This window comes from Nocardioides bigeumensis (assembly GCF_039531755.1).
GTDB lineage: Bacteria > Actinomycetota > Actinomycetes > Propionibacteriales > Nocardioidaceae > Nocardioides > Nocardioides bigeumensis.
Genome location: NZ_BAAAQQ010000001.1, coordinates 200,042 through 217,857 on the forward strand (window position 1 = coordinate 200,042; position 17,816 = coordinate 217,857).

The following is a 17,816-nucleotide window of genomic DNA, read 5'->3' on the forward strand; positions in this document are numbered from 1 at the left end:
GTGCCGGTCTCGCGAAGGGCGGGGGTGGGTACCGGACCTCCGACGCACGGAGGGAGCCACCATGGACCAGGACCCGCAGCTGCTCGAGCAGCGCTTGGAGAAGCAGCGGCGCAAGCACGAGCAGACCGAGACCGCTCACTCGCTGGCGCGCACCCGGCTCGAGGACACCAGTCGGGTCGCCGAGGACACCGCCAAGGCGGCCGACGTCGCACGCGAGCGGCACGCGGCGCTCAAGCGAGAGACCGCCCAGGCCAGGTGGGCGCGCAAGGACGCCGCCCGCCTCTCCCAGGAGACCGAGGCGCACCGGACCCAGGCCGCCGAGGAGCTCCAGGAGCTCGACGCGCAGCTGGCCAAGCGACGCAAGAAGCTGGCCAAGGCCGAGGCTGCGCTGGCGGCTGCCCAGGCGCTCGTCGCCGCCGGGTCTCGTGACGCCGGCCCCCAGAAGCGGACGCCCGCCAAGAAGTCGACGCGTACGACGGCGACAAAGAAGACGGCGACGAAGAAGACGGCGACGAAGAAGACGGCGCCAGCCCGTCGTTCGACCGGGAGGGCTCGGAAGTCGTCGCGATGACCTCCGACGAGGCGATCGAGCTCGTCGTGCACGGCTTCGAGATCGGCGCCCCCAGCGCGGGTCAGAAGGTCTCGGACGCCTGAGGATCGCCGGACCGCCACGTCACCCCGACCCCGGGGACAGCCGCTCCTGCAGTCGGATCGCGTCGTGCGGCGCGGCCCCGTCCGCGTCGTTGTCGAAGTAGACGTGCACGTCGAGACCCTCGCTGACCCAGGCGCGGCAGCGCTCCGCCCACAGGTCGAGCGCCTCGTCGGAGTAGCTGCCGTGGTAGAGCACCCGCTCGCCGTGCAGCCGCACGTACACGTGGTCACCCGTGACCTCGAGGCTCTGCGGCCACCGGCCGGCGGTGTCGGCCACCACGGTCGCGACGCCGTGCCTGCGCAGGTGGTCGACGGCGGCGCCGGTCAGGAACGAAGGGCTGCGGAACTCGAGGGCATGGCGCAGGGGGCGATCCTCCTCGGCGTCGGTCAGCGTGCGCGCGACCGGCAGCTTGTCGTCGTGCCGTCGAGCCAGCTCGGCGGCCTCCCCGGTGGTCCCGGGCAGCAGGGAGAGGAACTCCTCGAGGACGTCCGCCTCGTACGCCACCGCCTCCGGCAGCTGCCAGAGGATCGGACCCAGCGTCGGCCCGAGTGCGAGGACGCCCGAGGCGAAGAAGTTGGCGAGCGGGGCCTCGCCACCGCGCAGCCGCTTCAGGTGCGTGATGAAGCGACCGCCCTTGACCGCGAGCACGAAGTCGTCCGGGACCTGTTCACGCCACGCGCGGTACGACGACGGCCGCTGCAGGGAGTAGAACGAGCCGTTGAGCTCCACGGTCGACAGCCGCGCGGCGGAGTACGCCAGTTCCTCGCGCTGCAACAACCCGGCGGGGTAGAAGTCACCGCGCCAGCGCGGGTAGCGCCACCCGGAGATCCCGACCCGTACCCGGGCTGGCACGTCAGCGTCTACCTCGATGACTCGTTGGACTTCTCGGTGCGTCCGTGTCGCGGCGCGGCGTTGGGACCAGCGGTGCCCTCGTCCGGCCGCCCCGACTCCGCCTCCTCGAAGGGGTAGCCGGCCGTCGCGTCGCCGGGCGTGATCGGTTCGCCGGAGCCCTCGAGGGCGCCGACCTCGGAGATCTGTCCGTCTTCCTTGCGCTCGGTGCCTTCGCTCATGTCGCTCCTCGGTAGGTGGAGGGTCGCCCTGAGGTACCCCGGGCGGGGCGATGTCATCAGGCAGGCCCAAGCAGGCTCAGGCAGGCTCAGGCTGGCGCGGGGAGACGCACCAGGAACCGGCAGCCGGCCGGCGGTGCGTCGAGGTTCTCGACGCTGACCTGGCCGCTGTGCGCCTCGACGATGCCCTTCACAATGGCCAGGCCGAGGCCGGCTCCCGAGGTGCGGTCGTCGGCCTCACCGGGCGCGGCGGGCGTGCGGGCGTCGACCCCGCGCCACGCGACGTCGAAGACGCGCTCCCGGTCCGCGTCGGGGATGCCTCCGCAGGCATCGGTGACGCTGAGCTCGACGGCGCCGGCCACCTGGCGTCCGACGATCTCCACGGTGCCGTCCGACGGGGTGTGCCGGATCGCGTTCATGACCAGGTTGGACAGCACCCGCGAGAGGCCCTGGGCGTCGGCGTGCACCTCGATGCCCTCCTCGACGCGCCCACCCAGCCGTACGCCGCGCACGCGCGCGACCGGGTCGGCACCCGCGATCGCCTCGCTGACCAGGTCGCCGAGCAACAGTGACTGCGGGCTCAGCTCGAGGGTGCCGGAGTGGATGCGGGAGAGCTCGAACAGGTCGTCGACCATCCGCGTCATCCGGTCGACCTCGGCCCGGATCTGCCGGTGGTAGCGCTCGGGCTCCGGCGCGATGCCGTCCTCGAGCGCCTCGGTCATGGCGCGGAGACCGGCGAGGGGCGTGCGCAGGTCGTGCGACACCCAGGCCACCAGCTCGCGCCTGGCCTCCTCCAACCGCCGCTCGCGCGCCCGCGACTGCGCGAGTCGCTCGCTGGTGCGCTCGAGCTCGGCTGCGAGCTGACGCAGCTCGACGGGAGCCGACGACCCGGAGGCCACGAACTCCCCGCTGGCGCCGAACCGCCGCGTCTCGTCGGCGAGCTGCCGCGACCACCGTGACAGGACCCGGCCGACCAGGGTCGCGACCAGCACCGCGACGACGCCGGCGATCGCCGCCACCATGAGCGTGACGCGGAAGTCGTGGGAGGAGAGGAACATCGCCCGGGCCGTGCCGATGATCCCGGCGATGACCGCGCCGACGGCGACGAGCGCGACCGTGGCCGACAGCACCGGCACCGAGCGGCGGCGCAGGAGGTAGGCGATGCCCAGGCCCACCACGCCGGCACCGCCGGACCAGGCGACGGCGATGAGGACGATCTGGACCTGGTCCGAGCCGACGAGCGCGGTCATGCGAGGCCCTCCCAGCGGTAGCCGACGCCCCAGACCGTCACCAGGCGGGACGGTCGCTTCGGGTCGGACTCGATCTTCTCGCGCAGGCGGCGCACGTGGACGGTGACCGTCGACGAGTCGCCGACCGACCAGCCCCAGACCTGCTGCAGCAGGTCGTCGCGCGAGTACGCGACGCCCGGGTGCGCGACCAGGAAGCGGAGCAGGTCGAACTCCCGGCCGGTGAGGGCGAGCGGCGCCCCGTCGCGCCGGGCCTCGTGCCGGGTGCTGTCGAGCACTAGGTCGCCGTCGGTGAGCACGGGCGGCGACGCCGGCACGGCGTCCGTACGACGCAGCACCGAGTCGACGCGGAGCGCCAGCTCGCGCGGGCTGAAGGGTTTGGTGACGTAGTCGTCGGCACCGATCTCGAGCCCGGCGACGCGGTCGGTCTCGGACCCCAGCGCGGTCAGCATGATGATCGGGACCTCACCTTGCAGCCGCAGCCGACGGCACACCTCCAGACCGTCGATGCCCGGCAGCATCAGGTCGAGCACGATGAGGTCGGGCGCACTGTCCTTCACGCAGCGCAGCGCCTCCTCACCGTCGGCGGCCTCCACCACCTCGTGCCGGTGGGCGCGCAAGTAGGACACCACCACCTCGCGGACGGTGTGGTCGTCGTCAACCACCAGCACGAGCGCCAGGACGCCCACCTCCTCTGACGGGTGCCACCGCGACGGTGCGGGCACGCACCACGGTGCCGACGACGGCACCCGCCGTCACGAGGAAGGCGAGCACGAGCCACCCGACGACGTAGTTGCGATCGAGCAGGGTCGGGTTGTCGGGGCGGGCACCGAACCGGCCGAGCACAGGGATCGCCAGCAGCGTCGAGGAGGCGAGCACCACCGCGCCGACGGCAACCGGTCCGCGCGCGACGGCCGGCAGGCGGCGGGACACGAGCAGGCCCGCGCCGATCGTGAGCGGAGCCAGCACGCCGTCGTGGACGACCACCCCCACAGCCAACCACGCGGCGATCTCCACCCAGTCACCCAAACCCTGGCGGGACAGGACCAGGAACGCGCCGTACGCCGCCAGGGCGAGGCCGGTCGCGCCGACCGCCAGCCGGAGTCTCACAGCGCCTCCATCCGGGCCACCCACTTGGTCTGCAGGACTCCGGGACGGTTGGGCGCGATCAGCCGGCAGGGGTAGCCGTGGTCGAGCGCCAGCGTCTCGCCGTCGAGGCCGAGCGCCAGGAGCGTCCGCTCGTCGTCGGCGAAGCCGGACGACAGCGTCGTCGCGCGGAAGGCCCCGCGTTGCTGGAGCGACTCGACGCGGAGGTCGCGGCCGGCCGGGGCGTCGATGAGCCTCATCACGTCGCGGACGGTCGGTCCGGTCCACTCACCGCTCGCGCTCCACCCCTCGACGCAGGCGATCGGCAAGGTCACGGTCTGCTGCGGGAGCGCCTCCAGGTCGGCGCGGGTCAAGGTGACCTCGCGGCCGGCGTACGCGACAGCCAGCCGGTACGACGCCGCTGTCGCCGACGCGGTGACCGCCGCGGCACTCGCGGACTTGTTGATCGGGATGCCGCCCGGGCCGTCGCCCGACCGCACGCCCAGCACCGAGACCCGGCGCAGGAGTGGGACGGCCGAGCCCGCGGTGACCAGGGCCGCCACCCCGGCCGCCGACCAGGTCGTGCGCAACAGGCCCCGGCGGGTCAGCACCCCCGGCTCGGTCGCGGCCGGACGGTCCTGCGTGGTGTCGTCGACCTCGGCGCCGAGTGCGTGGCGGATGATCGGCAGCTTGACGGCGACGTGGATGACCAGGGCGCCGATCGCCACCCAGGCGACGGCGTAGTGGGTGGCACGGAAGGAGAAGGTCGTCCAGGGATACCACTGAGCGGCGTTGGCGATGCCGCTGGCGAGCTGGAAGATCGCGGCAGCCACGAGCACGCCGATCGACGCGCGCTCGGCCGCGTGCAGCGCGAGCTCGCGCATCGCCTTGGGCGGTCGGGCGAAGAGCTTGGGGAACACCGTCCACAGCTTCACGAGCAGCAGCGGGACGCAGCCGTAGCCCGCCACGACGTGCACCCCCTGGGTGACCCGGTAGCCCCACGACGGGCTGGTGGGGAACGGCACCGGCTGGGCAGGGTTCTGCGCGTAGTGGCTGATCAGCCCGGTCACGAAGCAGACGGCGAAGGCGATGCCGAGCCAGAGTCCGACGCGGGCGGCCACGGCGGGGCTGCGCAGGTGCGAGCGGAAGTCCTCCTCACGAGGAGCCCTCAGCTGTGTGCCGGTCGTCATGCCGCCTCCGTCAGCACCGCGCACCAGCGGCCGTCGTGCTCGTGGCACTCCAGCGTGCCGAAGCCCGCGGCTCGCGCGAGCGCGCCGATGTCGTCGACGCCGACGACGGCCCAGCGGAACGGCTTGCTGCGCACCCCCTCGCAGACGAGCGAAGCCCACACCGACCGCAGCGGCACGCCGGGCGGTGCGACGTCGACGACGACGCGGCCACGTGGGTCCAGCACCTGACGCAACCGTGCGAGCAGCACCGCGGGGTCGCCGCCGATGCCGACGTTGCCGTCGGCAAGGAGGACGCTGCGCCATCGACCCTCCCCGGGCAGCGCGTCGAAGACGTCGCGCACGAGCGCGGGCACGCCTCGGTCGCGGGTCTGCCGGACGGCTTCGTGGACCACGTCGATCCCCAGCGCGACGTGGCCGCGCTCGGCGAGCCCTTGGGTCATCCGCCCGGGTCCGCAGCCGATGTCGAGGGTCGGGCCGTCGCAATGGTCCAGCAGCGCGGCGTCCGAGCGGTCGGCGGCGCGCGACCACAGATGGACAGGCACCTGTTGCAGACCGTCGCCCAACCCCTCGACGACGCACGCGTGGCCTTGCAGGGCGCGCGCGAACACGTTGGTGAACGAGTCGGAACCCGTCGCGCGGCTCATCGATCCCTCCAGGCCCGAGCGAACTCGGTGTCGGGCGCCTGGTGAGCGACCGCCTCGGCGTCCTCGACGGTGTCGACGTCTCGCAGCTCCGAGGTCGGGCCCACGCGCAGGCCGGCGTGCTCGAGCGCCCTCCAGGTGTCGTCGTACGTCGTCGGGCTCGACATCGGCACGGTGGCGAGCCCCGCGGACCGGCCGGGATCGCGCATCGCCAGCACCCACCAGCCGCCGTCGAGGGCGGGGCCGAGGACGGCGTCGTGCTCGCCGGTGAGGTCTCCGGCGGAGACGAGGTCGGCAGCACACAGCTGCGGCGTGTCCATGCCGATCTGGACGACCGCTCGGTCAGCCGGCATCGACAGGTGCGCGTGAGCCAGCCGGCTCGCGAAGTCGGGTCCGCGCTGCTTGTGGACCGTCCACCCGGCGAGCGCGCTCGCGAGGTCGTCGGACCGGGCTGCTGCTCGCAGGTCACCGGTCAGCGCGAGGTGGCAGCTCGCCACGCCGACGGCCTCGGCACTCGCGCGGAGCGTGTCGAGCAGGCTCGCGGCCGCGAGCTCCGCTGCCCGCTCGAAGCCGACGTCACGGGCCAGCCGCGTCTTGGCCAGCCCAGCGACCGGCGCCTTCGCGACGACGAGCACCCGCGACCCAGCTCGAGAGCGACGAGATGTCATGCGAGGACCCGCCAGAAGTCCCGCGCGGTGCGCGCGGTCCCGGTGACCGAGCCGGACACCTTCGAGCGGGTGCCTTCGGCGCGCGGGTGGTAGGCAACGTCGTGCTCGACGACCCGCCACCCCGCTCGCACCACCTTCTGGAGCAGCTCGACGGGATAGCCGAAGCGCCGGTCCTGGAGGCCGAGGTCGAGCATCGCCTGGCGGCGGAAGACCCGCATCGGCGCTATGTCGTGCGCGGGCAGGTCGATGCGGCGGCGCAGCCAGGCGACGACCAGGGCGTTGCCCAACCGGGCGTGCCACGGCCAGACCCCGCCGCGGACCGGACGGCGCCGGCCCACGGCGAGGTCGGCGCGTCCGGTTCTGACGTCGTCCAGCAACGGGAGCAGGTCGCCGGGGTCGAAGGAGCCGTCGCCGTCCATCACGGCCACGAAGTCCCGGGTCGCCGCCACCAGGCCTGCATGCACCGCCGCGCCGTAGCCGGGCATCGACTCGGAGACGACGCGCGCACCCAGACCCCTTGCCACGTCGGGGGTTCCGTCCGTGGAGCCGTTGTCCACGACGATCACGGAGAAGACGCCGGGGATCTGCGGCAGCAGCAGCCTCAGCGCCGCTGCTTCGTCGCGGCACGGCAGCACGAGATCGCAGACGGCGTCAGGCTCTAGGCCGCGCGCAACTGGCATGTCGTCAACGTAGGTTCGCGCTCGCGCCGACGGGCTCACGAACTCTTACGGTTCGCTGACATCCCCCATCGACCCAGGGTCTCGGACATCGTGCGCACCTACGCTCGCCGGGTGGGCCGGAGGGTGAGCGGGACGACGATCGGTGCCCTCGTCGGTGTCCTCCTGGTCCTCGCCGCCCTCACCGTCCCGCCGTTGACCGGCTGGGAGGTCTGGGCCCGGTCGGCCGGCGGCGGACTGCCCCCGTTGCACGGCTTCTGGGACCCGAAGCTCTTCGGCGCCGGCACCCTCCCGGCTGTCGCGCTCGCCGTCCTCGCGTGGCGGTACGCCGCCGACGTGGCGGCACGGCTCTCCTGGCGCTGGCTCCTCCTGGCGTCGTACGCGGCGGGGCTGGCCTGGCTCGTCTCGCTCGCGCTCGTCGACGGGGTCGCCGGCCTGACCCGGACGATGGACCACGGCTACGACTACCTCCACACCGCGCGCGGGATCACCGACGTACGCGTGATGCTCGAGACCTACGTCGACCGCATCCCCCTGACCAGCCCGGACAACTGGACCGTGCACCCGGCCGGACACCCGCCCCTGGCGCTTCTGTTCTTCGTCGGGCTGGTCGAGATCGGCCTCGGCGGCAGCCTGGCGGCAGGCACCACGGTCGCGGTGCTGGCGGCCACGACCGCCCCTGCGGTGCTGATCACCCTGCGCCGGCTCGGCGCCGAGGTCGCGGCAAGACGCGCCGCGCCGTTCGTGGTGCTCTCCCCCGCGGCGATCTTCGCGGCCGTGTCTGCGGACGGGCTCTTCGCCGCGCTCGCGGCGTGGGCCCTGGCCGCGCTCGCCGTCGCTGCCACCACTAGAGAATCTGTCCCCGCCGCGGCGTGGGCGGCACTCGCCGGGCTGCTCCTCGGTTGCTGCGTGATGGTGTCCTACGGCCTGCCGTTGCTGGGCTTCCTTGCTCTGGCGGTGCTGTGGCCGGGTCGCTCGAAGGGCAGTCCATGGCGTGCGCTCCCGATCGCTGCCCTGTCGGCGCTGGCCGTGGTGCTCGCGTTCGCCGCCCTGGGGTTCGCCTGGTGGGAGGCCTACCCCGTGCTGCACGACCGCTACTGGGACGGACTGGCGAGGCGGCGGCCCGCCGAGTACTGGCTGTGGGGCAACCTCGCCGCCCTCCTCCTCAGCGCCGGCCCCGCGCTGGGCGCCGGGCTCGGACGACTGGTCGAGCTGCGCGGGCGCGCCGACCGGGTGGTCGCGACCCTTGTCGTCGCCGCGGCCACGGCCGTGCTCACGGCAGACCTGTCGCGGATGAGCAAGGCCGAGGTCGAGCGGATCTGGCTCCCCTTCGTGCCGTGGCTGCTGCTGTCGACCGCGCTGTTGCCCGAGCGCTGGCGCCGTCCGGCGCTGGCCGCGCAGCTCGTCACCGCACTGCTCGTGCAGCACCTGCTCTACACGAGCTGGTGATCCCGGAGCGGGTCTTCGGCGAAGGCCGGAAGTCCCGTCTCCGGACCGACCCGGGCAACGAACCCCAGCTGCGCGGCCGCGCGCGCGGGGGACGCGACGATGTGGCGCACGTCGCCCAACCGGTACTGGCCCGTGACGACCGGCGCCACGTCGACGTGGGAGCCGCGGGTCACCAGCTCCGCGACTCCCTGGATGATGACGGGCCTGCCGGAGCAGACGTTGTAAGCGGCGTGCTGCGGAGGCCGGTCCTCGGTCACAGCCTCGAGCGCGAGCACGTTGGCCCGCGCCACGTCGGAGACGTGCACGAAGTCACGTACCTGCCCACCGTCCTCGAAGACGCGCGGCGGCTCCCGCCGCTCCAGGGAGGACCTGAAGATCGCAGCGACGCCGGAGTACGGCGTGTCCCGGGGCATGTGGGGCCCATAGACGTTGTGGTAGCGCAACGCGACGACCGCGCCGTCGACCTGCCGAGCCCAGGCACGCGTGTAGTGCTCCTGGGCGACCTTGCTCGCGGCGTAGCTGCTGCGTGGGTCCAGCCAGGCGTCCTCGTCGACGGCCTCCCAGTCCAGCGCATCGCCGCACTGGGGGCAGTGGTTCTCGAAGTCCCCGGCATCGAGCGCCCCCACCGCGCGGGGACCGGGCACCTGCACGCCGTGACGGAGACACGCGTACCGCCCCTCGCCATACACCACCATCGACGACGCCAGCACCAGCCGGCGTACGCCCGCGTCGTGCATGGCCGCAAGAAGGGAGGCGGTCCCGAGGTCGTTGTGGGCAGCGAAGACAGGCAGGTCGGCCGTCGAGGTCCCGGCCCCGACGACCGCGGCCTGGTGGCACACCGCGTCGCACCCTGCGATCAGGTGCGTCCACGCGGCGGCGTCCCGCACATCGAGCAGCTCGGTGCCCTCCGGTGGGGACGTGTGCCCGTGGGCCTGGGGCAGCATCGCGTCGACCCGCACCACGTCGTGGCCTGCTTCCTCGAGCGCGACGCCGATCGCTCGCCCGATGAAGCCCGCCGATCCCGTGAGCAGCACTCGCATGGTCAGGACCTGTACTCCGGGTTCTCGAAGTCGAAGCGGGTGCCGGCGTCCCACTCCTTGCGCTGGTTGCCGTAGCCCGGCACCCCACCGGCGTCCTTCAGCATCCGCGCCAGGTGCAGGAGGTTCCACGTCATGAAGGTGGTGTTGCGGTTGGTGAAGTCGTTCTCGGGACCGCCGCTGCCGGGGTCGAGGTACGACGGCCCCGGGCCGGCCTCGCCGATCCAGCCCGCGTCGGCGTTGGGCGGGATCGTGTAGCCGACGTGCTGGAGGCTGTAGAGCACGTTCTGCGCGCAGTGCTTGATGCCGTCCTCGTTGCCGGTGATCAGGCAGCCGGCGACCTTGCCGTAGAAGAGGTACTGCCCCTTGTCGTTCAGCTCGCCGCTGTGGGCGTAGATCCGCTCGATGAGCTTCTTGGTCTGTGAGGAGTTGTCCCCCAGCCAGATCGGCCCGGCCACGACGAGGATGTCGCTGCCGATGATCCCCGGCGACAGCTCCGGCCACGCGTCGGTCTCCCACCCGTGCTCGCGCATGTCGGGGTAGACCCCCGTGGCCACGTCGTGGTCGACGAGCCGGATCTCCTCGACCTCGACGCCGTGCTTGCGCATGATCGCGGCGCTGGCGTCGACCAGTCCCTGCGTGTGGCTGCGCTCGGGGCTGCGCTTGAGCGTGCAGTTGACGAAGGTGGCCTTCAGGCCGGTGAAGTCGGGACCGGTGGAATCGGGACTGGCAGTCATGCGCCCACTCTCTTCGCGCCCTCGGCACCGCGCAACGCGTCCCTCATGACGAAGTGGTGACATCGTCGAGCGGTCGCTGCTCCGACGGGTCAGCCTCGATTCTTCAGGCCCTTGTAGAGCGCGATCTCGGTGCGGAGCCGGCGTGGAACCGGAGCTCCCATCCGCGCGATCGCCGCCGCGTAGCGCTCGAGGGAGACGAGCAGGTCGTCGCGCAGCATGCGCTTGTCCCACTCGCGGGTGTTCCGTCGTGCCGTGTGGAGGTGGGCACGGGCGATGTTGAGGTCCTGCAGGCACTCGATCACGCGCTCCCGCTCGCGCGGGCTGGGATGCTGCCGGGGCTGCGACATGGTCGATCCGTCCTGCTCGCTGGGCGCACGCATCATGCGCAAGCGCGACGGGCAGGTTTCACGCTACTCCTTCGCCGGTTGGGCTCGACTCCGTCGGGACGTCATGCGGATCGAGCCCCCTAGCCACTGATCTGCCTGACGTCAGCGTGCTGCGCGGGTCTCGCGCTCCGCGGCCTCGTGGAGCGCGTCGGCGGGCGGGTGTCCGGCCGGCAGCACCAGGCTGATCTGTTCGCGGAGCAACGTGGCCCGGTGGAGGTCGTCGTAGATCGGCCGCGGCTGGTCGTCGTACTCGTCGCCGACGACGACGTCGAGCTGCTGGAGGCGCAGGGCCGGGGTCGACTGCTCGACCTCGGCCTCGCTGACCTCGACGCGGATCCCGGGGTGGCTCCGGGCCGGGCCTGCACCGCGGGAGCGACGACGCGCACCACGGCCGACTGGAGGGCGGCGACCCGCACGACTCCTTCGAGCCGGCCGGCGTAAGCGTATCTGAACGATGTCGTCCCGAAAGGCTCGATGGACACGGACGGTCCGCGTCGCCAGGCTTGACCCGTGGGTGCCGTCTTCGTCCTGCTCTCCGCCGTCGGCTTCGGCCTGATGGCGATCTTCGCCAAGCTCGCCTACGCCGAGGGCGCCGACGTCGGCGGGCTGCTCGTGATCCGTTTCGGGCTCGCGGGTGCGGCCCTGCTCGCGGTATCGCTGGTGACCGGGGCGCTGCGCAGGCTGGATCGACGCACCGTCCTGGCGGGCCTGGGCATGGGCGTCTTCGGGTACGCCGCGCAGGCGGGCCTCTACCTCGCCGCCGTCGCGCGCGTCGACGCGTCGGAGGTCGCCCTGGTGTTCTGCGTCTACCCCGTCCTCGTGATGGTCGCCGCGGTGGCGATCGGCCGCGAACGGGCCTCGGGACGCCGCCTCGTCGCGCTGGCCCTCGCGCTGTCCGGCAGCGCGCTGGTCCTCGGCGGCGTCAGCAGCCGGGGCGGGGGCTTCGACGTGGTCAGCGCGGCGTTGTCGCTCGGTTCCGCGCTGGTCTACACCGTCTACATCCTGGTCGGCGACCGGGTGGTCCGCGACGCTCCCGCCGTGCCCCTCACCGCCCTGGTCTGCGTCGGCGCCTTCGCCAGCTGCACGATCGCCGGCCTGGTCACCGGTGGCCCAGATCTCAGCATGCCCGCCGCCGGCTGGGCGTGGATCGGCGTGATCGCGCTCGTCTGCACCGTCGGCTCGATCCTGCTGTTCTTCAGCGGCCTGGCCCGCGTCGGGCCGTCCATGGCCGCGCTGCTGTCGGGCATCGAACCGGTCGTGACCGTCGGCGCCGCGGCCCTGGTGTTCGGCGAGGTGCTGACGACAGCCCAGACGCTCGGGGGCGTCCTGGTCCTGGCCGCAGTGGTCCTCGTGCAGTGGAGGACGAGCGCACCCCGGGTCGTGGCCCCGCGGGTCCCCGCGCGGGTCTGACCCGTACGGCATCCTGGACGCGGACGAGAGGAGCCGCGGTGGGTGCGGGGCACGGACACGGGCACGGGCCCACGAGTGCGGGCGGTCGGCACCGGTGGCGGCTCACCCTCACCTTCGCGATGGTCGCGGCCTTCTTCGTCGTCGAGCTCGTCGTCGGCCTGGTCGCCGGCTCCCTCGCGCTGATCTCCGACGCCGGTCACATGGCCGCGGACGTGGTCGCCCTCGGAGCCGCGCTGGTGGCCACCAAGGTCGCCGCACGACCGGACTCGACAGGACGGCGGACCTACGGGTCCTACCGGGCCGAGGTGTTCGCCTCCGGGTTCACCGTGCTCATCATGCTCGCCGTGTCGGTGTACGTCGGCGTCGAGGCGATCGGCCGCTTCGGCACGACGGAGGAGATCTCCACGGGTCCGATGCTCGTCGTCGGTCTGCTCGGCCTCGCGGTCAACGGGGTGTCGCTGTTGCTGCTGCGCTCAGGCGCGAAGGAGTCGCTCAACGTCAAGGGTGCCTACTACGAGGTGGTCGCGGACGCCGCGGGCAGCGTCGGTGTGATCGTCGCGGGCTTCCTCGTGCTGGTGTCGGGGAGTCCCGTCTGGGACACCATCGTCGCTCTGGCCATCGGCGTCTTCGTCGCGGTGCGCGCCGTCGGCCTCGGCCGCCAGGTGCTCGCCGTGCTCGGCCAGCACGTGCCCGCCGGCATGGAGGTCGAGGCCGTGACCGCGGACCTGGCCGCCGTGCCCGGCGTACGCGATGTCCACGACCTGCACGTCTGGACCCTCACGTCGGGAATGCACGTGGCGACCGCCCACCTGGTCGTCGAGGACCACGCCGACGGCCAACGGGTGCTGCAGGCCGCCCAGGACGTCCTCCGCGTCACCCACCGCGTCGAGCACGCGACCCTGCAGGTCGAGGACCGGCCGACCAACGCGTGCCACGAGGTGACCTGGTAGCCCTCACCCCGCGTGGTGACCATGAGGTCGGACGACGAGGCTGAGGTTCACGCGCACGCGCGGGGTCGAGGTGGCAGGCATGGTCTGTTCCTTCGGTCGATGTGCCTTCGGATCCTTCGCACGCTAGTCGCGGCCGGAGCCGTGGGCGAGGACTCCGTGCGCCGGTCTGGGTCGGGCGGTTGCGGGTTGGTGCGGGGTCGACTACAATCGAACGTGTGTTCGAACTACTTCGGGACCTGACCGCTGAGCTGTCGGCGTCGTTGGAGTCGGGCAGTGGACTGTGCGACGCCGAGCTGGTCGAGGGGATCAGGACCCTCGAGGAGGCGGTGTGCGTGATGAGCGCGGCGCAGGCGGCGTTGGCCGTGGAGCTGGACCGGTCCCAGCGTGAGGCCCACGAGGCGGCCGGTGTGCCTGCGGCTCGGCGCGGTCAGGGGGTCGCCGCGCAGGTCGCGCTGGCGCGGCGGGAGTCCCCGCACCGCGGTCGGCGGCACCTGGGTCTGGCGAAGGTGGTGACCACCGAGCTGCCGCACACCTGGGCCGCGTGGCGCGCCGGGCGCATCACCGAGTGGAAGGCGACCCTGGTCGCCCGGGAGACCGCGTGCCTGTCACGAGAGGACCGGGCGCTGGTCGACGCCCAGATCGCCTCCGACCTGGCGGCGCTCGAGGCGATGGGTGAGCGTGAGCTGGCCGCGGCCTGCCAACGGGTGGCCTACCAGGTCGACGCCGAGGCGTTCGTCGCGCGGCGCCGCCGGGCCGAGTCCGAGCGGTTCGTGTCGCTGCGGCCCGCACCAGACGCGATGACCTGGCTGACCGCCCTGCTGCCGGTCAAGGACGGGGTCGCGGCGTACGCCGCGCTGCAGCGCCGCGCTGAGTCCGCCCGCGCCGAGGGCGACCCACGCGGCCGGGGGCAGGTCATGGCCGACGAGCTGGTCGCCGCGGTCACCTCAGTCACCTCAGTCACGTCGGTCTCGTCGGGTCTCGACCCTGCTCGACCACCGGATGTCGCCTCGAGGCCGGTGCGGCTCAACCTGGTGATGACCGACACCGCGCTGCTTGGCGACGACGACCAGCCGGCCCGCCTCGACGGCTACGGCCCGATCCCCGCCGAGCTCGCCCGCGAGATCGTGGCCGGCGCCTGCGAGCGCCAGGAGAAGGTCTGGATCCGGCGGCTCTACACCAGCCCCGAGACCGGCCAGCTCGTCGCAGCCGACGCGAGAGCCCGGCTGTTCCCCCACGCGATGGGCCGGTTCATCCGCCTGCGCGACCAGACCTGCCGCACACCCTGGTGCGACGCACCCATCCGACACATCGACCACGCCCAGAGCTACACCAGCGGCGGCCCCACCAGCCAGCACAACGCCCAAGGACTCTGCGAAGCATGCAGCTACGCCAAAGAGGCGCCCGGCTGGTCGGCCAGGGGACCCGACTCACCGCTCGCTGCTCGATCACCCAACACCGTCGAGACCACCACACCCACCGGCCACACCTACACGACGCGACCACCCGCACTCGCGACGATCCGGCGTACCCCCTTCACGATCGACTTCGTGCTGGCCGGCTAGTCGGCGACGCGACGCGCGCGTGGAGATCGGAGCGGGCTCACGTACGGTGGCGGCGTGACGGCGACACCACGCAAGGGGGGCGTCGGGCGCAGCCAGGTCGTGCGACGGCTGCTGGCCCACTACGACGACCCGCGGTACCTCGAGATCGGGGTCTGTGAGGCGAAGACCTTCGACAAGGTGGAGGCGGCCGTCAAGGTCGCGGTCGACCCGGAGTTCCGCTTCGACCAGCACGCGCCGGAGCGGCAGACGCTCGGCACCAGCTATCACGAGATCACCAGCGACGAGTACTTCGGCACGGTCATCGAGCCGGACGCGCAGTTCGACGTCATCTTCCTCGACGGGCTGCACACGGTGGAGCAGACGCTGCGCGACCTGCTCAACGCGCTCCCGCACCTCCAACCCCGCGGCGTGATCGTCATCGACGACGTGCGTCCGCCCACCGACCTCGCGGCGATCGCCGACCGCCAGGAGTTCTTCCGCGTACGCCGCGAGGCCGGACGGGTCGAGGAGAAGGCCTGGATGGGCGACGTGTTCCGGCTGGTCTACTTCATCGACACCTTCTGCCAGCAGCTGTCGTTCCGGGTCATCCAGAACAACCACGGCCAGGCCGTGCTCTGGCGGCACCGACGCCCCGACGTACCCCACAGGACCCTCGCCGAGGTCGGCTCGATGACCTTCGACGACCTGACGCGTCAGGAGGACGCGCTGCGCCTGGCGAGGTTCCCCGACATCGTCGCGGAGCTCCGAGCCGACCTGGGGTTGCCGACCCCCGGCTGATCGACAGCGCCCCTGTCGGCGACCGGTGTGAGGATGGCCGCGTGCCGCCGTCGGGAGTGCCTCGCGTCGCCCTGTCCCGCCTGCCGGGCGAGCGGGTCCGCGTGGTCGGCGCCGACGGCGAGCGTGAGCTGCCCGCGTCCGAGCTGGCTGCTCACGTCGCCGAGATCGAGCAGGACGGCGCCCGCTGGGTGTGGGACGACACCGCCCGGTGGTACCCACCTCTGCTCGAGGCCGGCGTGCGAGTAGCGCGCTGCCACGACCTGCGGCTCTCGCGCCGCATCCTCACGCGTGCCCCTGCCGTCGACCGCGACCTGCTCGAGGGCGATGACGCGGACCTCTGGGACCGGCTCGGCCCGGCGGTCGCCGCGCTGCCGACCCTGTTCCCCGTGGACGACCGCATCGAGCACCTCGACGCCGGCGTGGAGGACAGACGGCAGCTCGCGGCCGTGGCGGCGTCGTCCGAGGCGGGCCGGCTCCGGCTCCTGCTCGCCGCGGAGTCCGCGGGAGCGCTGGCGGCCGCGGAGATGACCCACGCCGGCATCCCGTGGAGCCGGGAGGTCCACGAGCGGATCCTCGACGAGCAGCTGGGCCCGCGACCGCCACGCGGCGCTCGCCCCGCCGAGCTGGAGGCGCTGGCCAACGAGCTCCGCGAGCTGCTCCGCACGCCCGGCCTCAACCCGGACTCCAGGCCCGAGCTGCTGGCGGCCCTCCAGCGCTCCGGCCTGACCCTCACCGACGTCCGCGCCTCGACCCTGCGCCGGCAGACCCACCCGTGCATCGAGCCGCTGCTGCGCTACAAGCGCCTGTCCCACCTGTTCTCCAACAACGGCTGGGAGTGGATCGACCAGTGGGTGCGCGGCGACCGGCTGCACCCTGCGTACCAGCCGGCCGGCTCCAGCACGGGCCGGTGGTCCTCCAACGGGGGCGGCGCCCTCTCGATCCCGATGCAGGTCCGTCCGGCGGCGGTCGCCGACGAGGGGTGGTGCCTGGTCGTCGCCGACGTCGCCCAGCTCGAGCCTCGGGTGCTCGCCGGAATGAGCAACGACCACGCCCTCGCCGGCGCGGCTCGCGGCGCCGACCTCTACCAAGCCATCGTCGACGACGGCGCGGTCGCCAGCCGCGCGGAGGCCAAGGTCGGCATGCTCGGTGCGCTCTACGGCGCGACGACCGGCGACAGCGGCCGGATGCTGCCCGCCCTGATGCGGCGCTACCCCCGCGCCATGGGCCTCGTCGAGGATGCCGCCCGTGCTGGCGAGCGGGCCCAGGTCGTGCGCACCCAGCTCGGACGCGGCTCGACGATCGGCGGCGCCGACGACTGGGGCCACACCGACGAGGGAGCTCCCGCCGACCCCGACGCGCAGGCGAGCCGCCGGAGGTCGTGGGGACGCTTCACCCGCAACTTCGTGGTGCAGGGCACGGGCGCCGAGTGGGCGCTGTGCTGGATCGCCGAGCTGCGCAACAGCCTCTGGCGTCTCGGCGGGCAGGGCGCGCTCACGGCCCGCCCGCACCTCGTCTTCTTCCTGCACGACGAGGTGGTGGTGCATGCCCCGAGCGAGCTCGCCGACAAGGTCACGGCCTGCCTGACCGAGGCCGCCGCCTCGGCAGCGTCGCTGGTGTTCCCCGACGTCTCGATCGACTTCCCGCTCAACGTCACGGTCGTCCGGTCCTATGCCGAGGCCGGCAAGTGAAGGCAGCCCCCGGCTAGTCGCTGAGGTAGGCCGCGAGCCGCGCGACCAGGGCGTCACCGACGCGTTCCGACACGTGGCCCGACACGTGGCCCGACACGTGGCCCGGCACCTGGCCAGGCACCTGGCCAGGCACCTGGCCCGACCGGGCGGCGGCATCGTCGAGCGGGTCCTCGAGCTGCGAGCACCAGTGCACGAACGCACCATGGTGGCCGCGCAGGAGCTTGAGCGTCTCGATCGCGCGCAGCTTCGCGTGCGCTCCCCTGAGCTCCAGCAGCTCGTGGCGCCGATACAAGGTCACCCGCAGCACGCCGTCAGTCGGGACGCCGGCGACCATGGACCGCGTGCGGTAGACGGTCCCGACACCTCCGTCGCCCTCGATCCGCTCGACGGACTCCAGGCGCGGATCCCACCGCGGCGCCTCCTGGTAGTCGCTCAGCCTCGCCCAGATCTGGGCGAACGGGCAGCCGGCGCGGACGATGCGCTCGACCGTGGGCAACGCTGCCTCCTCCACCTCTCGTCGACGAGCTGTGTGGCCGCCCTCCCCAGGTGCGGTGTCGTGCCCTCCCACGGCCAGGTACTTGCCTGCTTGCCC

At 72.7% G+C, this 17,816-nt stretch carries 21 protein-coding genes; 8 read left to right on the forward strand and 13 right to left on the reverse strand.

Annotated features, from left to right (window positions below):
- Window positions 1-61: 61 nt before the first annotated feature.
- Window positions 62-571, forward strand: coding sequence for a hypothetical protein (locus ABD295_RS01015; protein WP_344301644.1), 510 nt, complete (start codon window positions 62-64; stop codon window positions 569-571).
- Between the two features lie 102 nt (window positions 572-673).
- On the opposite strand, the gene ABD295_RS01020 is transcribed toward ABD295_RS01015, so the two are convergent.
- The 9 genes from ABD295_RS01020 to ABD295_RS01060 all read right to left on the reverse strand — a co-directional run bounded on the left by ABD295_RS01020 (window position 674) and on the right by ABD295_RS01060 (window position 7,231).
- Entirely contained in the window at window positions 674-1,504 is an 831-nt protein-coding gene (locus tag ABD295_RS01020; RefSeq protein WP_344301645.1) for a DUF72 domain-containing protein, read from the reverse strand.
- An 8-nt stretch (window positions 1,505-1,512) separates the two neighbouring features.
- Complete coding sequence (locus tag ABD295_RS01025) at window positions 1,513-1,722, reverse strand: hypothetical protein (protein WP_344301646.1); 210 nt, start codon at window positions 1,720-1,722, stop codon at window positions 1,513-1,515.
- A gap of 86 nt (window positions 1,723-1,808) precedes the next feature.
- Window positions 1,809-2,969: a sensor histidine kinase gene (locus ABD295_RS01030; RefSeq protein WP_344301647.1), complete on the reverse strand. Its 1,161-nt coding sequence runs from the start codon at window positions 2,967-2,969 to the stop codon at window positions 1,809-1,811.
- The gene (locus tag ABD295_RS01035; RefSeq protein WP_344301709.1) at window positions 2,966-3,646 is read right to left on the reverse strand and encodes a response regulator transcription factor; all 681 of its coding nucleotides are present in this window, start codon (window positions 3,644-3,646) and stop codon (window positions 2,966-2,968) included. Before ABD295_RS01035 ends, ABD295_RS01030 begins: the two co-directional genes overlap by 4 nt.
- Window positions 3,624-4,076 (reverse strand): hypothetical protein, encoded by a 453-nt coding sequence (locus ABD295_RS01040; protein WP_344301648.1) that lies wholly within the window; start codon window positions 4,074-4,076, stop codon window positions 3,624-3,626. The genes ABD295_RS01035 and ABD295_RS01040 overlap by 23 nt, the downstream gene beginning before the upstream one ends.
- Entirely contained in the window at window positions 4,073-5,242 is a 1,170-nt protein-coding gene (locus ABD295_RS01045) for a molybdopterin-dependent oxidoreductase (RefSeq protein WP_344301649.1), read from the reverse strand. Before ABD295_RS01045 ends, ABD295_RS01040 begins: the two co-directional genes overlap by 4 nt.
- Window positions 5,239-5,886 carry a methyltransferase domain-containing protein gene (locus ABD295_RS01050; RefSeq protein ID WP_344301650.1) on the reverse strand — a complete coding sequence of 216 codons (648 nt, stop codon included), beginning with the start codon at window positions 5,884-5,886 and terminating at the stop codon, window positions 5,239-5,241. Before ABD295_RS01050 ends, ABD295_RS01045 begins: the two co-directional genes overlap by 4 nt.
- Window positions 5,883-6,551 carry a TIGR04282 family arsenosugar biosynthesis glycosyltransferase gene (locus tag ABD295_RS01055; RefSeq protein ID WP_344301652.1) on the reverse strand — a complete coding sequence of 223 codons (669 nt, stop codon included), beginning with the start codon at window positions 6,549-6,551 and terminating at the stop codon, window positions 5,883-5,885. The genes ABD295_RS01050 and ABD295_RS01055 overlap by 4 nt, the downstream gene beginning before the upstream one ends.
- A complete protein-coding gene (locus ABD295_RS01060; RefSeq protein ID WP_344301654.1) occupies window positions 6,548-7,231 on the reverse strand; it encodes a glycosyltransferase family 2 protein in 684 nt (227 codons plus the stop codon). The genes ABD295_RS01055 and ABD295_RS01060 overlap by 4 nt, the downstream gene beginning before the upstream one ends.
- A gap of 90 nt (window positions 7,232-7,321) precedes the next feature.
- Between ABD295_RS01060 and ABD295_RS01065 the strand changes: the two genes are divergently transcribed.
- On the forward strand, window positions 7,322-8,677 hold the full coding sequence (locus ABD295_RS01065; protein WP_344301655.1) for a hypothetical protein: 1,356 nt from the start codon (window positions 7,322-7,324) through the stop codon (window positions 8,675-8,677).
- On the opposite strand, the gene ABD295_RS01070 is transcribed toward ABD295_RS01065, so the two are convergent.
- The 3 genes from ABD295_RS01070 to ABD295_RS01080 form a co-directional block, all read right to left on the reverse strand.
- Window positions 8,662-9,717, reverse strand: a complete 1,056-nt coding sequence (locus ABD295_RS01070) for an NAD-dependent epimerase/dehydratase family protein (RefSeq protein ID WP_344301656.1) — start codon at window positions 9,715-9,717, stop codon at window positions 8,662-8,664. The genes ABD295_RS01065 and ABD295_RS01070 overlap by 16 nt on opposite strands.
- Before the next feature lie 2 nt (window positions 9,718-9,719).
- The gene (locus ABD295_RS01075) at window positions 9,720-10,451 is read right to left on the reverse strand and encodes a flavodoxin family protein (protein WP_344301657.1); all 732 of its coding nucleotides are present in this window, start codon (window positions 10,449-10,451) and stop codon (window positions 9,720-9,722) included.
- An 89-nt stretch (window positions 10,452-10,540) separates the two neighbouring features.
- Window positions 10,541-10,798 carry a hypothetical protein gene (locus ABD295_RS01080; RefSeq protein ID WP_344301658.1) on the reverse strand — a complete coding sequence of 86 codons (258 nt, stop codon included), beginning with the start codon at window positions 10,796-10,798 and terminating at the stop codon, window positions 10,541-10,543.
- Between the two features lie 249 nt (window positions 10,799-11,047).
- On the opposite strand from ABD295_RS01080, the gene ABD295_RS01085 reads away from it, so the two are divergent.
- From ABD295_RS01085 to ABD295_RS01110, 6 genes are all read left to right on the forward strand, one after another.
- Window positions 11,048-11,278 carry a hypothetical protein gene (locus tag ABD295_RS01085; RefSeq protein WP_344301660.1) on the forward strand — a complete coding sequence of 77 codons (231 nt, stop codon included), beginning with the start codon at window positions 11,048-11,050 and terminating at the stop codon, window positions 11,276-11,278.
- Between the two features lie 69 nt (window positions 11,279-11,347).
- A complete protein-coding gene (locus ABD295_RS01090; protein WP_344301661.1) occupies window positions 11,348-12,247 on the forward strand; it encodes a DMT family transporter in 900 nt (299 codons plus the stop codon).
- A gap of 38 nt (window positions 12,248-12,285) precedes the next feature.
- Complete coding sequence (locus tag ABD295_RS01095; protein WP_344301662.1) at window positions 12,286-13,197, forward strand: cation diffusion facilitator family transporter; 912 nt, start codon at window positions 12,286-12,288, stop codon at window positions 13,195-13,197.
- Window positions 13,198-13,412: 215 nt separating this feature from the next.
- Complete coding sequence (locus tag ABD295_RS01100; RefSeq protein ID WP_344301663.1) at window positions 13,413-14,759, forward strand: DUF222 domain-containing protein; 1,347 nt, start codon at window positions 13,413-13,415, stop codon at window positions 14,757-14,759.
- Window positions 14,760-14,813: 54 nt separating this feature from the next.
- Window positions 14,814-15,536, forward strand: a complete 723-nt coding sequence (locus tag ABD295_RS01105) for a class I SAM-dependent methyltransferase (protein WP_344301664.1) — start codon at window positions 14,814-14,816, stop codon at window positions 15,534-15,536.
- Between the two features lie 41 nt (window positions 15,537-15,577).
- Window positions 15,578-17,224 carry a bifunctional 3'-5' exonuclease/DNA polymerase gene (locus ABD295_RS01110; RefSeq protein WP_344301665.1) on the forward strand — a complete coding sequence of 549 codons (1,647 nt, stop codon included), beginning with the start codon at window positions 15,578-15,580 and terminating at the stop codon, window positions 17,222-17,224.
- A 13-nt stretch (window positions 17,225-17,237) separates the two neighbouring features.
- Here the strand turns inward: ABD295_RS01110 and ABD295_RS01115 are convergent, their stop codons facing one another.
- Complete coding sequence (locus ABD295_RS01115) at window positions 17,238-17,720, reverse strand: SRPBCC family protein (RefSeq protein WP_344301666.1); 483 nt, start codon at window positions 17,718-17,720, stop codon at window positions 17,238-17,240.
- Window positions 17,721-17,816: the final 96 nt, after the last annotated feature.

Bases quoted from the DNA above. Each gene is read 5' to 3' on its own strand.
- ABD295_RS01015 (WP_344301644.1), top strand. From the start codon at position 62: ATGGACCAGGACCCGCAGCTGCTCGAGCAGCGCTTGGAGAAGCAGCGG.
- ABD295_RS01025 (WP_344301646.1), bottom strand. From the start codon at position 1,722: ATGAGCGAAGGCACCGAGCGCAAGGAAGACGGACAGATCTCCGAGGTC.
- ABD295_RS01030 (WP_344301647.1), bottom strand. From the start codon at position 2,969: ATGACCGCGCTCGTCGGCTCGGACCAGGTCCAGATCGTCCTCATCGCC.
- ABD295_RS01045 (WP_344301649.1), bottom strand. From the start codon at position 5,242: ATGACGACCGGCACACAGCTGAGGGCTCCTCGTGAGGAGGACTTCCGC.
- ABD295_RS01050 (WP_344301650.1), bottom strand. From the start codon at position 5,886: ATGAGCCGCGCGACGGGTTCCGACTCGTTCACCAACGTGTTCGCGCGC.
- ABD295_RS01055 (WP_344301652.1), bottom strand. From the start codon at position 6,551: ATGACATCTCGTCGCTCTCGAGCTGGGTCGCGGGTGCTCGTCGTCGCG.
- ABD295_RS01060 (WP_344301654.1), bottom strand. From the start codon at position 7,231: ATGCCAGTTGCGCGCGGCCTAGAGCCTGACGCCGTCTGCGATCTCGTG.
- ABD295_RS01070 (WP_344301656.1), bottom strand. From the start codon at position 9,717: ATGCGAGTGCTGCTCACGGGATCGGCGGGCTTCATCGGGCGAGCGATC.
- ABD295_RS01075 (WP_344301657.1), bottom strand. From the start codon at position 10,451: ATGACTGCCAGTCCCGATTCCACCGGTCCCGACTTCACCGGCCTGAAG.
- ABD295_RS01080 (WP_344301658.1), bottom strand. From the start codon at position 10,798: ATGTCGCAGCCCCGGCAGCATCCCAGCCCGCGCGAGCGGGAGCGCGTG.